Below are 13,360 nucleotides of genomic sequence, written 5' to 3'. Positions count from 1 at the left end.
TTGGGGCCGCGTCCGGTGTTCACCGGGCGCGGCCCCTTCTTCATGTCCGGGTCCGGGTTCGTGCCGGTGCGCGCAGTGCGTCGACGGCGATTCTGGCGGCCCGGCCGATCGCGGCGTCGGCTGCGGGCAGGGTGGCGGCGGTGGATGCGGCGCGGGTGAACACGGCGACGGCGTAGCGCCCGCCGTCGGGGTATTCGACCACTCCGGCTTCGTGGCGCAGGGTGGGCAGGGTGCCGGTCTTGCCGCAGACGCGTACGTCGTCGTAGGGGAATCCGGAGGCGAGGCGGTGGCTCCAGGCCTGGACGCCGAGGACGGCGCGCAGTTCCTCGCCCCAGGCGCCGCCGCAGGCTTCGTCGCGCCAGACGGCGGTGAGCAGTGCGGCGATCTCTCTGGGGGTGGAGCGGTTGGTGCGGGCGGGGTCGAGGGCGGTGAGGCGGGCGACGGCGGCGGGGTCGACGAGGGCCGCGGGGCCGGTTTCGCCGGTGTCGGTGACCATGGTGGCGTACAGGGTGGCCTGGTTGTGGACGGCGATGGTGCGGCGCAGTCCGAGGGCGGTCATGGTGGCGTTGACGGTGTCGAGGCCGAGGTGGGCCCAGAGGATGTCGGCGGCGGCGTTGTCGCTGACGGCGACGGCGAGGGAGGCGAGGTCGCGCAGGGAGAGGCGGGCGGCGTCGCGCATGACGGCGAGGCCGGTGGGTCCGGGGGCGCGGGCTGCTGCGGGGATGTCGACGGGGGTGGTGGGGTCGATGCGGCCGGCGGCGGCTTCGCGGTAGAGCGTGGTGATGAGGCAGAGCTTGTGGACGCTGGCGGTGGAGACGGGGGTGTCGGCGGCGAGGGTGATGTGGGCGCCGGTGTCGATGTCGGTGGCGCAGAGCGCTCCGGTGGTTCCGGCGTCGGTGAAGGCTGCGGTGATGCGGCTGCGTACGTGGGTGTTCACAGCGGGAACTCCGATGCGGGGCGGGGGAACAGGCGCCGCTGGGTGGCGGTGGGGATGAGTCCTGCGTGGTCGCGCAGTACTTCGTGGGCGGCTTCGGTGAACAGGCGGACGGCGGGTCCGTCGCGTCCGGCGGGCCAGGCGGTGGAGGTGCGCCAGGTGAGGGGGTTGGCGCGCAGGGGGCGCCAGACGGTGCCGGGTTCGGGTGGGGGCTCGGGTACGAGGGCTGCGACGTGGGTGCCGGACAGGACGAGGGCGCGGGTGAATTCGAGGCCGGCGACTTCGCGTACGGCGGCGGGGGTGCAGCCGTGGCGGGCGCAGGCGGTGAGGGTTTCGTCGTGGAGGGCGGGGGCGGTGTGGCGGGGGAAGAGGACGAGTTCGCGGCCGTCGAGTTGGCGTACGTCGATCTCGGTGTGCTGGGCGAGGGGGTCTTCGTCGGCGAGGAGGGCGCCGAGTGGCTGGTGGAGTTGGGGCCCGAAGCCGAGTCCGGTGGTGGGGCAAGGGTGGCGGACGATGCCGGCGTCGAGGGTGCCTGCGGTGAGTTCGGCTCTCTGGTCGGCGGTGGTGAGTTCGCGGAGGTCGAGTGCGCCGCCGGGGCTGCGCCGGCGGTAGGCGGTGAGGAGGGCGGCGACGGTGGCGCCGCCGAGCTGGGGCGGGACGGCTGCGCGCAGGGTGCCGGCGGCGCCGCCCTGGACGCGGGTGACGAGGGTGCGGAGCCGGTCGGCGGCGTCGAGGAGGGGGTCGGTCTCGGCGAGGACGAGGCGGCCTGCGGGGGTGAGGGTGGCGCCGGTGCGGCCCCGGTCGAAGAGGCGGACGCCGAGTTCGCGTTCCAGGCGCTGGATGCGCTGGGAGAGGGAGGGCTGGGCGACGCGCAGGCGTTCGGCGGCGCGGCCGAAGTGCTGTTCCTCGGCGACGGTGCGGAAGTACCTGAGGTGCAGCAGCAGGTCCATGAGCGGCAAGGATAGGCGAATGACTATGGCGGTGGATCCGATACCCGGGTGACGGTGGTTGATCCAATTGGGCCGTCGGGGGCTCGCCGGGTAGTCTGGGGAGGTTGCTCGGCGAGGGAGGCCGTACCTGGGGTACGGCGGTCCGTTATCGACGCGCTCTTCGTAGCAGGCCAGTCGTGGCCGGGTGACCGACGTTTTCTGGATCACTTTCTACGAGGAGTGCACATGTCCGAGGTCAAGCTCGCCGCCGACGTCCGTACCAGCTTCGGCAAGGGCGCCGCCCGCAGCATCCGCCGTGAGAACAAGGTTCCCGGTGTCATCTACGGTCACGGCACCGAGCCGGTCCACGTGACCCTGCCGGGCCACGACCTGCTGCTCGCGCTGCGTACGCCGAACGTCCTGCTGTCCCTGGACATCGACGGCAAGACCGAGCTCGCCATCCCGAAGGCCGTCCAGCGTGACGCGATCAAGGGTTACCTGGTCCACGTCGACCTGCTGCTCGTCAAGAAGGGCGAGAAGGTCACGGTCGAGGTTGTCGTGGAGACCGAGGGCGAGCTGGCCCCGGGCAGCTTCCTGGTCGAGAACGTGCTGAACACGCTGTCCGTCGAGGCCGAGGCCACCCACATCCCGACCTCGGTGACCGTGTCCATCGCGGGCCTGGAGGCCGGTGCCGCCATCCACGCCAAGGACGTCAAGCTGCCGGCCGGTACCACCCTGGTCACCGACCCCGAGGCCGTCGTCATCCAGATCCTGGCCGCGCAGGCCGAGGAGCCGGCTGCCGAGGCCGAGGGTGCCGAGGGCGCCGAGGCCTGAGCCGCGCGCTCTGCCTGAGTTCCGTGCCGGGCACGGACTTTGACGGGGCGGCGGGCCACACTTGGCCCGCCGCCCCGTTTTTTCCTGTGTACGCAACCGACCTTCGTACGTGACCGACTGTGTACGTGACCGAGGAGACGCAGCCCCCATGACGACCGACGCGAACGCACCCTGGCTGATCGTGGGCCTGGGCAACCCCGGCCCGGAGTACGCCGCGAACCGGCACAACGTCGGGTTCATGGTGGCCGACCTGCTCGCGGAGCGGATCGGCGGGAAGTTCAAGGCGCACAAGGCGCGGGCGCAGGTGGTGGAGGGGCGGATCGGTCCGCCGGGTCCGTTCAACCGGCGGGTGGTCCTGGCGAAGCCGATGTCGTACATGAACCTGTCGGGCGGTCCGGTGACGGCGCTGCGGGACTTCTACAAGGTGCCGGTGGCCAACATCGTGGCCGTCCACGACGAACTGGACATCGACTACGGGGTGTTGAGGCTGAAGCTGGGCGGTGGGGACAACGGGCACAACGGCCTGAAGTCGATCACCAAGTCGCTGGGGGCGGACTACCACCGGGTGCGGTTCGGGATCGGGCGGCCGCCGGGGCGGATGCAGGTGGCGGACTTCGTCCTGAAGGATTTCTCCTCGACGGAGCGCAAGGAGCTCGGCTACTTCGTGGACCGGGCGGCCGATGCGGCCGAGGCTCTGGTCATCGAGGGCCTGGAGCGGGCGCAGTCGACGTACAACTCCTGACACCCCCCCCAACCACTGGGGAGAGGTTGACCGAGCGCGTCCGTACGCGTCAGGATCGCACCCCATGACGAAGCGGAGCCGAACCTTCCTTCTCTATGTGCGGCGGGCCGCGATGGCCCTGGTCGCCGCGCTGCTCCTGGTCGCCGGGGTCTGGTCGTCGTGGGGCACCGCCCAGCACGTGGTCCTCGCGAAGGGCCGCGACCACGGGACGCTGGCGGTGGCGCAGTGCGCGGGCGACGTGTGCACCGGCCGCTACCAGCCCTCGGCGGGCTCGCCGCCGCACCCGCGCATGACGATCACCGAGTCGGTCGCGGCCCGGCGGGGCGAGCACCTGGCGGTGGTCGTCAAACCGGGCACCGACGAGGCGGTACGCAGCGACACGGCGGGCATCCTGTACGCCTGGCTCCCGCTGGCCGGCGCGCTGCTGCTCGCGGCCCTGATCATCGGCGGCGGCCTGCGCCTGACCCGCACGGCGTGGGCGGTGGGGTTCGCGGGCGCGGCGCTGATGGCGGCGACGTTCATCGCGCTGTAGGCAGCGAAGACCCGGCCTCTCACGGGGGTCCCTCCCTGGCCCTTGAGGCCTTGGGGGAATGTGAGGAGCGGGGTCCGGGGCTCAGCCCCGGACCCACCGGCCCGCACCGGGGACTCAGCCCGTGTTGCGCAGCCCCGCCGCCACCCCGTTCACCGTGAGGAGCAGCGCCCGCGACAGCAGCGGATCCGGATCCTCACCCCGCTCGGCGGCCGAGCGCTGCCGGGCCAGCAGGGCGACCTGGAGGTAGGAGATGGGGTCCAGGTACGCGTCGCGGATCGCGAAGGTCTGCTGGAGCACCGGATGCGCGCCGAGCAGTTCGGAGCGCCCCGTGACCCGCAGGACCTCCCGCACCGTCAGCTCGTGCTCCGCCTCGATGTCGGCGAAGACGTGCTGGAGTTCGGCGGGGACGAGCGTGTCGACGTAGTGGCGGGCGATCCGCAGATCGGTCTTCGCGAGCGTCATCTCGACGTTGGAGATGAAGTTCTGGAAGAAGTGCCAGTGCTCGCTCATCTCGTCGAGCACGGTGTCGAGCCCGGCCTCGCGCAGTGCGCGAAGCCCGGAGCCGACTCCGTACCAGCCGGGCACGATCTGGCGGGACTGGGTCCAGCCGAACACCCAGGGGATCGCGCGCAGCCCGTCGAGGCCCGCGCCCGAGTCGGGGCGGCGCGAGGGCCGCGAGCCGAGGTGCAGTTCGGCGAGCTGGTCGACGGGCGTGGAGGCGAAGAAGTACGCGGGCAGGTCGGGGTCCTCGACCAGCTTGCGGTACGCCCCGTGTGCCGCCTCGGACACGGTGTCCATCGCGGCGTCCCAGCGGGCCAGCGCCTCGTCGGACTGGCGGGGCGCGGTGTGCAGGGCGGAGGCCTGGAGGGTGGCCGCGACGGTGAGTTCCAGGTTCTCCCTGGCCAGCGACGGGATGAGGTACTTGTCGGAGATGACCTCGCCCTGCTCGGTCACCTTGATCTCGCCCTCCAGGGTGCCCCAGGGCTGGGCGAGGATGGCGTCGTGGGAGGGGCCGCCGCCGCGGCCGACGGTGCCGCCGCGGCCGTGGAAGAGGCGCAGGCGCACGCCGTAGCGGTGGGCGACGTCGCGCAGCCGGCGCTGCGCCCGGTGGATCTCCCACTGGCTGGTGGTGATGCCGCCGAACTTGGAGGAGTCGGAGTAGCCGAGCATGACCTCCTGGACGTCGCCGCGCAGCGAGACCAGGCGCCGGTAGGACGGGTCGGCCAGCATGTCGTCGAGGATGACGTCGGCGGCGCGGAGTTCGTCGGTGGTCTCCAGGAGCGGCACGATGCCGATCTTGGCCCAGCCGCCGTGCAGGTCGACGAGTCCGGCCTCGCGGGCCAGCACGGCCGCCGCGAAGACGTCGTCGGCGCCCTGGCACATGGAGATGATGTACGACTCGATGACCTCGGGGCCGAACCGCTCGAAGGCTTCCTTGACGGTGGCGAACACGCCGAGGGTCTTGTGTCCGGCCGCGTCCAGCGGGGCGGGGGTGGGGGCGAGCGGGCGGCGGGAGCGGAGCTCCTTGGCGAGGAGCTTCTGCCGGTAGTCGCGCGGCATGTCCGTGTACCGCCAGGACTCCTCGCCGAGCCGGTCGAAGAGCTGGCCGAGCGCGTGGTGGTGGGCGTCCGCGTGTTCGCGTACGTCCATGGTGGCGAGCTGGAGGCCGAACGCGGACAGGGTCCGAATGGTGCGGTCCATGCGGCCGTCGGCGAACAGCGCGCCGCGGTGTTCGCGCAGCGAGGTCTGGATGAGGGTGAGGTCGGCGATGAGCTCGGCGGTGCCGAGGTAGTCGCGGCCCACCTGGTGACCGGTGCCCCTGGCAAGGCGGTCCTTGGTGTGGACGAGCTTCTGGCGGATCGCGGTCGCCTTGAGGCGGTAGGGCTCCTCCGCGTTGAGGCGCTTGTAGCGGGGGCTGATCTCGGGCAGCGCTTCGAGGTCGGCCTGGAGCGAGGCGAGCAGCTCGTCGGTGGCGCCCGCGTAGCGGATGGAGTTGGAGAGCAGTCCGCGCAGGAAGTCGATCATTTCGAGCGCGTCGTTGATGCCGTGCTCGTGCTGGAGGATCAGCACCTCCCAGGTGACCGCCGGGGTCACGTTGGGGTTGCCGTCGCGGTCGCCGCCGATCCAGGTGCCGAAGGTGAGCGGGCGGGTGCCGGCGGGCAGGTCGATGCCGACCCGCTCCAGTTCGGCGGCGAGGTCTTCGAGGACGTCGCCGACGGCGCCCGCGTGGAGCTCGTCGAGGTAGTAGATGGCGTTGCGGGCCTCGTCGGCCGGTTCGGGGCGTACGACGCGCAGCTCGTCGGTCTGCCAGATCAGGTCGATGTTCTCGGCGAGCCGCAGGTCGTGGCGGCGCCGGTCGGACTCGATGACCGGGGTTTCCAGGAGCTCGGCGATGCGGCGCAGCTTGTTGAGTACGGAGCGGCGGGCGGCCTCGGTGGGGTGGGCGGTGAAGACCGGCCGGACGTTGAGGTTCTTGACGCTCTGGCGGACGTGTTCGGGGTCGCCGTCCTTGAGCATGTCGGCGGTGCGGGCGAGCAGCCCGCCCTCGGCGGCGCGGTGGGCGCGCAGTTCGCGGCCCCGGTGGACCTGCTCGGTGACGTTCGCGAGGTGGAAGTAGGTGGAGAAGGCGCGCACCAGCTTGGCGGCGGTCTCCACTTCGGTGCCGCCGAGCAGTTCGGCGGCGGCTTCGCCGTCGGTCCGGGTGAGGGCGCGGACCCGCTCGACGAGCTCCAGGAGCTCGGGGCCCTCCTGTCGGACGAGGGTCTCGCCCAGGAGGTCACCCAGTCGGCGGATGTCGGCGCGCAGCTCGTTGCTGGCGGCGGGAGTCTGGTCGGCACTGCTCACAGGTGCGGCTCCTTGCAGTGTTTGAGCACGTCTGGAGGGGTACTGGAGGCTGCGGACCGCGCTGTCCGACGAGACCCAGGATAGGTGTCCGCCCACGCCCCGCCGTCCACGGGCTCTTGTCCCGCGCGACGGCGCTGCCATACTTACGTTGCCGTAGGTTACGCACCCGTAGCCTGGCGTCTCCGCTCCTTTTCCTCACCCTGCCGGGGGTACTCCCCATGACCACCCCTCCCGATCTGCTCAAGTCGCCGGACGGACCTCCCCAGCCGTCCGCGACGCTGGGCGGCGAGAGCAAACGCTCCATCGAACAGATCGCCCTGCTGCTCTTCATCACCGTGCCGTTCCTCGCTCTGCTCGCGGCGGTGCCGCTCGCCTGGGGCTGGGGGGTGAGCTGGCTCGACCTGGGTCTGCTCGTCTTCATGTACTACCTGGGCTGCCACGGCGTCACGATCGGTTTCCACCGCTATTTCACGCATGGTTCGTTCAAGGCGAAGCGCCCGCTGCGGATCGCGCTCGCGGTGGCGGGTTCGATGGCGGTGGAGGGCCCGCTGGTGCGCTGGGTGGCCGATCACCGCCGGCACCACAAGTTCTCGGACGCCGAGGGCGATCCGCATTCGCCGTGGCGTTTCGGCGAGACGCTGCCCGCCCTGATGAAGGGCCTGTGGTGGGCGCACATCGCCTGGATGTTCGACGAGGAGCAGACCTCGCAGGAGAAGTACGCGCCCGATCTCCTGGCCGATCCGGCGATCCGCCGCGTCTCGCGCGACTTCGTCTACTGGACGGCGCTGTCGCTGGCGATCCCGCCGCTGGTGGGCGGTCTGGTGACCTGGACGTGGTGGGGGGCGTTCACGGCGTTCTTCTGGGGCTCGCTGGTGCGGGTGGCGCTGCTGCACCACGTGACGTGGTCGATCAACTCGATCTGCCACGCGGTGGGCAAGCGCCCCTTCAAGTCCCGTGACCGCAGCGGCAATGTGTGGTGGCTGGCGGTGCTGTCGTGCGGGGAATCCTGGCACAACCTGCACCACGCGGACCCGACGTCGGCCCGGCACGGTGTGATGCGGGGGCAGATCGACTCCAGTGCCCGCATCATCCGCTGGTGCGAGCAGCTGGGTCTGGCGTACGACGTGCGCTGGCCGAGCGCGGCCCGGCTGGAATCCAAGCGGAACGAGGGGCCCCGGTCCCGGCGCAAGGAGAAGGCCGCCGAGGCGGCATGATGGACGACGTGGCGACCGACTCCAGCACCACCCGTACCACCAGCACCACTGGTTCCTCCCGCTCCGCAGGCGCGGCCGGCACGCCCGGCCCCGCCGAGAAGCCGAGGCGTACCCGCCGGACCCGGATGACCGGGGCCGAGCGGCGGGAGCAATTGCTGGACATCGGTCGCACGCTGTTCGCGGAGCGGGGTTTCGAGGGGACGTCGGTCGAGGAGATCGCGGCGAAGGCAGGCGTCTCCAAGCCGGTGGTGTACGAGCACTTCGGCGGCAAGGAGGGCCTGTACGCGGTGGTGGTGGACCGGGAAATGCGGTCGCTGCTGGACCTCGTGACGGGCGCGCTGACCGCGGGCCATCCGCGGGAACTCCTGGAGCAGGCGGCATTCGCCCTGCTCGACTACATCGAGACGAATACGGACGGGTTCCGCATTCTGGTGCGGGACTCCCCCGTCGCCCAGTCGACCGGCACCTTCGCCTCGCTCATCTCCGACATCGCCACGCAGGTCGAGGACATTCTGGGCCTGGAGTTCAAGGCCCGCGGCTTCGACGCGAAACTGGCACCGCTGTACGCGCAGGCGCTGGTCGGCATGGTGGCGCTGACCGGCCAGTGGTGGCTGGACGTACGCAAGCCCAAGAAGGCGGAAGTCGCGGCGCACCTGGTGAATCTGGCCTGGCACGGTTTGGACGGTCTTGAGGCGAAACCGCGCTTGATAGGCCATCGCAAAAGCTGACCGCCGCCGCGCACCGGCTTAATTTTCACTTCAACTGCACAAGAATCGCCTGTAGTCTTCACAGGCAATCCCGGGGGGGATTTTCGCCATTCCTCGCGTGCCTGAGTCCGCGTCGGCCCGTTGTGCCGCCACGGCCTGTGCCGCGCCTTATTTCTGCGCGCCCATGCGACGACGAATACGCAGCGAACCCATTCCCTCCGGCGCCATCCGCTTCATTCCCATGGGGGGAATTTTGTCCGCTGTGCGCACCCAGCGCGCGAGCCGCCTCGCGGCCTGCGCCGCCCTGGTCCTGTCGGCGGGCGTGCTGCTCGCCGCTCCGGCCGTGGCGGCCGGCCCCGCCCCGCACGCGCCGGCCCCGGCCGCGCCCCAGCCCGCCGCCTCCGCGTCGGCGACCCTGCCGCACCAGACGGCCACCCGCAAGGCGCCGCGCGCCCTGGCCGCAGGCGGCACCGTCCGGGCGAAGCCCCGCTTCGACGTGGGCGGCAAGGGCTACTCCTACCTGCTCGCCCGCGAGCCCAACGACAAGCTGTACGCGGAGGACTGGAGCGGCACGAAGAACCCGGAGTTCGCGAACAGCCTGGGCGCCTACAAGGACCTCATCCTCCCCGGCGACCTGGGCGGCGGCTCCGCTCCCGAGGTGCTCGACCTGTCCCCGGCCGGGGTTCTGACGCTGCACGCCGACGTCACCAGCGCCGGCATCGGCCCCGGCAGCTGGTCCGGCTCCGGCTGGAACATGTACAACAAGGTCATCGCGGTCGGCGACGTCACCGGCGACGGCAAGCCCGACCTGATGGCCCGTACGCCGAGCGGCGACCTCTACCTGTACGCGGGCACCGGGGACCTGTCCGCGCCGTTCGCGCCGGGCCGGAAGATCGGCACCAACTGGAACATGTTCGACCAGATTGTCGGCGCGAACGACGTGAACGGCGACGGCCTGGGCGATGTCTACGGCCGTACGCCCAACGGCGACCTGTACTTCTACGCGAGCACCGGCAACCCCGCCGCCCCGCTGGCCGCCGGTGTGAAGGTCGGCACCGACTGGAACATCTACAACCAGATCGTCGCGCTGGACGACCAGAACGGCGACGGCTTCGGCGACCTCGCCGGCCGCGACGCCTCCGGCAAGCTCTGGTTCTACGCCTCGGACGGCCACGGCGGTCTGAAGCCCCGTACCCCGGTGGGCAAGGGCTGGCAGGGCGCCCAGCTGTTCCCCTCCGGCGGCAACCCGTCGTACGGCAAGAACGACCTGGTGGGCCTTGACGCGACGGGGACGCTGTCGTCCTACTGGGGCCAGGGCGACGGCTATCTGTCGCCCGCCCACGCCGGCATCCCGGGCGGCTGGGACGGGGCGCACTACATCTCCCTGCCGTCCTCGCTGAGCCAGTCGTCCCGCTGGGGCAGCATGCTGGAGGTCACCTCCGGCGGTGAGCTGTACGTCAACCAGAACGACCTGGGCGGCGGCTGGAACATCTACAACACCGTCATCGGCGTCGGCGACCTGACCGGTGACGGCAACGGCGACCTGCTGGCCCGCCAGGGCGGCAACAGCCACCTGTACCTGTACCCGGGCGACGGCCGGGCCACCGGCGTCGCTTCGCGCATCGACGTCGGCGGTGGCTGGAACATCTACGACAAGCTCTTCGGCGCCGGGGACGTCAACGGCGACGGCGTGCCCGACCTGCTGGCCCGTACGCCGAGCGGCGAGCTGTACCTCTACGCCGGCACCGGCGACGCGAAGGCCCCGTTCAAGAGCCGGGTGAAGATCGGCACCGGCTGGGACATGTACGACGCCGGCAAGATCGCGGCTCCCGGTGACCTGACCGGCGACGGCCGCTCCGACCTGGTCGCGGTGGACTCCTCCGGCGACCTCTGGCGCTACGACGCCGACGGCTACGGCGGCTTCAAGAGCCGGGTGAAGATCGGCTTCGGCTGGGACACGTACAAGTACGGCATCTACTAGGCCGCCACCGGCAGCACCCAGTGCCCTGTCCCCGCCTCAGCGGGGGCAGGGCACTGCCGTTTCACGCCACCGGCGCCAGGAACTCCAGCCGGTTTCCGACCGGGTCCTCGGAGTAGAACCGCAGGTGCCCCGGCAGGTTGTCGTCCCAGACGACCTTCGCGCCGCGCTCCTCCAGGCGGCGGGCGTAGGCCTCGATCTCGGTGACGCGCAGCCCCGGGTGGGCCTTCTTCGCCGGGCGGAAGTCGGCCTCGATGCCCAGGTGGAGCTGGACCGGACCGTACTGGAACCAGCAGCCGCCGCGGGCCGCGAGGGCCGGGGGCTTGGGGATCTCGGTCATGCCGAGCACGTCCTCGTAGTACGTCCTCAACTGCGGTTCGCTGCCCGGCGGGGCGGCGAGCTGGACATGGTCGACGGTGGCGAGCATGGGGTCAGTCCTTCTTTCTGGCTACGGCGAAGATGCGGCGGAACGGGAAGACGGTGCCGTGCGGGCCCGGCGGATAGGCCTCGCGGAGCCGGTCGCGGTATTCGGCGAGGAAGGCGGCGATGGCCGGCTGGTCCCCGTCGAGGGCGGTGAGCACGGGGCGCAGGGCCGTGCCCTTCACCCAGTCGAGGACCGGGTCCTGGCCGGTGAGCAACTGGCAGTAGACGGTCTCCCAGACATCGGTCTCGCAGCCGAGGTCGGAGAGCCGGGTGAGGTAGTCGGCGGGTTCGAGGATGTGGACATAGCGGCGGCCGTGGTCAGTGAGGCGGGTGCGCCAGCGCGGGGATTCGCAGATCTCGGCGAGGATGGCGTGGCTGGGCGAAGTGAAATTCCCGGGCACCTGGAAGGCGAAGGTGCCGCCGGGGGCGAGGCCGTCGATCCAGGCGGGGAACGACTCGGGATGGTTGGGGACCCATTGCAGGGCCGCGTTCGAGACGATCAGGTCGTACGGCTCGGTGGGCACCCAGTGCGCGGCGTCGGCGAGTTGGAAGTCGAGCCAGCCGCCGCCCGTGGTGGTGCCGCCGTGGTCCTTTTCGGCCTGGGCGAGCATCTGCGGAGACAGGTCGAAGCCGGTGATGCGGGCGTCGGGCCAGCGGTCGGCGAGGTGGACGGTGACGTTGCCGGGGCCGCAGCCGAGGTCGGCGATCCGGGGCGAGAGGCCGCCGGCCGCGGGGAGTTCGGGTACGCGGGTGAGCAGGTCGAGAAACGGCCGGGTGCGGTGGCCGGCGTGCCGCAGGTACTGCTGCGGGTCCCAGACCGGCGGCCCCGGTGACGGTGCGGGCGACAGTGGTTCGGAATACATGTTCGAGCCCCCTTGCAGGTACGGCTGGCCGAATCGGAACAGGGTCCCGGCCCCTCCCTGCCCAATGGTGGCTCGATATATATCTTGACGTCAAGAGACTTCATGTCGACAGACCCTCTACACTGATCGTCATGGAGGACGAGGTCGACCGACTGGTCGCAGCATGGCGCCGCGAGCGCCCGGACCTCGACGTGGAACCGCTCGAGGTGCTCAGCCGTGTCAGCAGGCTCGCCCGCCATCTCGACCGGGCCCGCAGGATCGCGTTCGCCGAGCACAACCTGGAGCCCTGGGAGTTCGACGTACTGACGTCGCTGCGGCGCGCGGGCGCCCCCTATCAGCTCTCCCCCGGGCAGCTCCTGACCCAGACCCTGGTCACCTCGGGCACGATGACCAACCGCATCGACCGGCTCGCCAAGAAGGGCCTGGTCGAGCGGCTGCCCGACCCCAGCGACCGGCGCGGGGTGCTGGTCCGGCTCACGCCCGAGGGGCGCGACCGGGCCGACCAGGCGCTCGCCGGGCTCCTGGAGCAGGAACGCGCCATCCTCGCCCAGCTCAGCCGCCACCAGCGCGGCGAACTGGCCGCGCTGCTACGCCAGTTGACCGCCCCGTTCGACAACATCCCCGGCTAGGTCGACCGGCCCCACCCCGGCCCGGCGGGCCAGCGCGACGGCCGCGAGCGTGGAGTGCACACCCAGCTTGCCCAGCACGTTCTGCATGTGGGTGCGCACCGTGTGCGGCGACAGGAACAGCCGCTCGGCGACCGCCTTGCGGCCGAGCCCGGCCACCATGCAGCGCAGCACCTCGCGCTCGCGCGGCGTCAGCGACTCCACCAGCCGCTCGGACTCTGTACGGTGCTTGCGCGCGGCGGTCAGCTCCCGCAGTACGCCCGTGAGCAGCGCGGGCGGCAGATGCGTCTCGTCGCGCAGTACGCCCCGGATGACGGCGAGCAGCCGTTGCAGCGAGCAGTCCTTGGCGACCCAGCCGCACGCCCCGGCCTGCAGGGCGAGGGCTGCGCGGCGCGGGTCGTCCTTCTCGGCGAGTACGACGGTACGCACCGCGGGCTGGCCCGAACGCACGCCCGCGACCAGCGAGATGCCGTCCACCAGGCCCTCCGCGCCGCCGCCATCGGGCACCGCGCGGGCCACCGGCACCGCCGCCGATGTCCCCAAGTCCGCGTCCACGAGCATCACATCGAATCTGCGGCCGTCGGCGGCGCCCCGCTCCAGGCAGCGCAGCGCGGCGGGACCGCTGCCGGCCGCGGCGACATCCACGTCGGGCTCGGCGGCCAGGGCCGCGGCGAGCGACTCGGCGAAGATGCGATGGTCGTCCACCACGAGAACTCGGACACGTACCAAGTGAC

The 13,360-nt window shown here is 71.3% G+C and carries 13 protein-coding genes; 7 read left to right on the top strand and 6 right to left on the bottom strand.

Annotated features, from left to right (window positions below; translation table 11 throughout):
- Positions 1-40 precede the first annotated feature (40 nt).
- Together ACIQ8J_RS16590 and ACIQ8J_RS16585 are read right to left on the bottom strand one after the other, a co-directional pair.
- Positions 41-937: a serine hydrolase gene (locus tag ACIQ8J_RS16590; RefSeq protein WP_403271481.1), complete on the bottom strand. Its 897-nt coding sequence runs from the start codon at positions 935-937 to the stop codon at positions 41-43.
- On the bottom strand, positions 934-1,884 hold the full coding sequence (locus ACIQ8J_RS16585; protein ID WP_403271479.1) for a LysR family transcriptional regulator: 951 nt from the start codon (positions 1,882-1,884) through the stop codon (positions 934-936). The genes ACIQ8J_RS16590 and ACIQ8J_RS16585 overlap by 4 nt, the downstream gene beginning before the upstream one ends.
- 225 nt (positions 1,885-2,109) lie before the next feature.
- Between ACIQ8J_RS16585 and ACIQ8J_RS16580 the strand changes: the two genes are divergently transcribed.
- The 3 genes from ACIQ8J_RS16580 (at position 2,110) to ACIQ8J_RS16570 (ending at position 3,971) form a co-directional block, all read left to right on the top strand.
- Positions 2,110-2,697, top strand: coding sequence for a 50S ribosomal protein L25/general stress protein Ctc (locus tag ACIQ8J_RS16580; protein WP_403271477.1), 588 nt, complete (start codon positions 2,110-2,112; stop codon positions 2,695-2,697).
- A gap of 148 nt (positions 2,698-2,845) precedes the next feature.
- A complete protein-coding gene (pth, locus tag ACIQ8J_RS16575) occupies positions 2,846-3,439 on the top strand; it encodes an aminoacyl-tRNA hydrolase (protein ID WP_403271475.1) in 594 nt (197 codons plus the stop codon).
- Between the two features lie 64 nt (positions 3,440-3,503).
- A complete protein-coding gene (locus ACIQ8J_RS16570; RefSeq protein WP_403271473.1) occupies positions 3,504-3,971 on the top strand; it encodes a hypothetical protein in 468 nt (155 codons plus the stop codon).
- Between the two features lie 114 nt (positions 3,972-4,085).
- Here the strand turns inward: ACIQ8J_RS16570 and ppc are convergent, their stop codons facing one another.
- The gene (ppc, locus tag ACIQ8J_RS16565; protein ID WP_403271471.1) at positions 4,086-6,815 is read right to left on the bottom strand and encodes a phosphoenolpyruvate carboxylase; all 2,730 of its coding nucleotides are present in this window, start codon (positions 6,813-6,815) and stop codon (positions 4,086-4,088) included.
- Between the two features lie 218 nt (positions 6,816-7,033).
- On the opposite strand from ppc, the gene ACIQ8J_RS16560 reads away from it, so the two are divergent.
- The 3 genes from ACIQ8J_RS16560 to ACIQ8J_RS16550 all read left to right on the top strand — a co-directional run bounded on the left by ACIQ8J_RS16560 (position 7,034) and on the right by ACIQ8J_RS16550 (position 10,717).
- Positions 7,034-8,029 carry an acyl-CoA desaturase gene (locus ACIQ8J_RS16560; RefSeq protein WP_403271469.1) on the top strand — a complete coding sequence of 332 codons (996 nt, stop codon included), beginning with the start codon at positions 7,034-7,036 and terminating at the stop codon, positions 8,027-8,029.
- Positions 8,026-8,757, top strand: a complete 732-nt coding sequence (locus tag ACIQ8J_RS16555) for a TetR family transcriptional regulator (RefSeq protein ID WP_403271467.1) — start codon at positions 8,026-8,028, stop codon at positions 8,755-8,757. Before ACIQ8J_RS16560 ends, ACIQ8J_RS16555 begins: the two co-directional genes overlap by 4 nt.
- Before the next feature lie 241 nt (positions 8,758-8,998).
- Complete coding sequence (locus tag ACIQ8J_RS16550; protein WP_403271465.1) at positions 8,999-10,717, top strand: FG-GAP repeat domain-containing protein; 1,719 nt, start codon at positions 8,999-9,001, stop codon at positions 10,715-10,717.
- A gap of 61 nt (positions 10,718-10,778) precedes the next feature.
- Here the strand turns inward: ACIQ8J_RS16550 and ACIQ8J_RS16545 are convergent, their stop codons facing one another.
- Together ACIQ8J_RS16545 and ACIQ8J_RS16540 are read right to left on the bottom strand one after the other, a co-directional pair.
- Positions 10,779-11,141 carry a VOC family protein gene (locus ACIQ8J_RS16545; RefSeq protein WP_403271463.1) on the bottom strand — a complete coding sequence of 121 codons (363 nt, stop codon included), beginning with the start codon at positions 11,139-11,141 and terminating at the stop codon, positions 10,779-10,781.
- A 4-nt stretch (positions 11,142-11,145) separates the two neighbouring features.
- Positions 11,146-12,000, bottom strand: coding sequence for a trans-aconitate 2-methyltransferase (locus ACIQ8J_RS16540; protein ID WP_403271461.1), 855 nt, complete (start codon positions 11,998-12,000; stop codon positions 11,146-11,148).
- Positions 12,001-12,131: 131 nt separating this feature from the next.
- On the opposite strand from ACIQ8J_RS16540, the gene ACIQ8J_RS16535 reads away from it, so the two are divergent.
- The gene (locus tag ACIQ8J_RS16535; RefSeq protein WP_403271459.1) at positions 12,132-12,629 is read left to right on the top strand and encodes a MarR family winged helix-turn-helix transcriptional regulator; all 498 of its coding nucleotides are present in this window, start codon (positions 12,132-12,134) and stop codon (positions 12,627-12,629) included.
- Here the strand turns inward: ACIQ8J_RS16535 and ACIQ8J_RS16530 are convergent.
- The gene (locus ACIQ8J_RS16530; protein ID WP_403271457.1) at positions 12,588-13,355 is read right to left on the bottom strand and encodes a LuxR C-terminal-related transcriptional regulator; all 768 of its coding nucleotides are present in this window, start codon (positions 13,353-13,355) and stop codon (positions 12,588-12,590) included. The two genes, ACIQ8J_RS16535 and ACIQ8J_RS16530, sit on opposite strands and share 42 nt — an antisense overlap.
- Positions 13,356-13,360: the final 5 nt, after the last annotated feature.

The sequence above is a fragment of the Streptomyces sp. NPDC094147 genome, from assembly GCF_044764265.1.
GTDB lineage: Bacteria > Actinomycetota > Actinomycetes > Streptomycetales > Streptomycetaceae > Streptomyces.
The sequence above is the reverse complement of the archived record's forward strand: the minus strand, read 5'-3'. Positions and strand labels throughout refer to the sequence as shown.

What these genes read in the sequence shown, in the direction of transcription:
- ACIQ8J_RS16585 (WP_403271479.1), bottom strand. Translation starts at nt 1,884, where the DNA reads ATGGACCTGCTGCTGCACCTCAGGTACTTCCGCACCGTCGCCGAGGAA.
- ACIQ8J_RS16580 (WP_403271477.1), top strand. Translation starts at nt 2,110, where the DNA reads ATGTCCGAGGTCAAGCTCGCCGCCGACGTCCGTACCAGCTTCGGCAAG.
- pth (WP_403271475.1), top strand. Translation starts at nt 2,846, where the DNA reads ATGACGACCGACGCGAACGCACCCTGGCTGATCGTGGGCCTGGGCAAC.
- ACIQ8J_RS16570 (WP_403271473.1), top strand. Translation starts at nt 3,504, where the DNA reads ATGACGAAGCGGAGCCGAACCTTCCTTCTCTATGTGCGGCGGGCCGCG.
- ACIQ8J_RS16560 (WP_403271469.1), top strand. Translation starts at nt 7,034, where the DNA reads ATGACCACCCCTCCCGATCTGCTCAAGTCGCCGGACGGACCTCCCCAG.
- ACIQ8J_RS16555 (WP_403271467.1), top strand. Translation starts at nt 8,026, where the DNA reads ATGATGGACGACGTGGCGACCGACTCCAGCACCACCCGTACCACCAGC.
- ACIQ8J_RS16545 (WP_403271463.1), bottom strand. Translation starts at nt 11,141, where the DNA reads ATGCTCGCCACCGTCGACCATGTCCAGCTCGCCGCCCCGCCGGGCAGC.
- ACIQ8J_RS16540 (WP_403271461.1), bottom strand. Translation starts at nt 12,000, where the DNA reads ATGTATTCCGAACCACTGTCGCCCGCACCGTCACCGGGGCCGCCGGTC.
- ACIQ8J_RS16535 (WP_403271459.1), top strand. Translation starts at nt 12,132, where the DNA reads ATGGAGGACGAGGTCGACCGACTGGTCGCAGCATGGCGCCGCGAGCGC.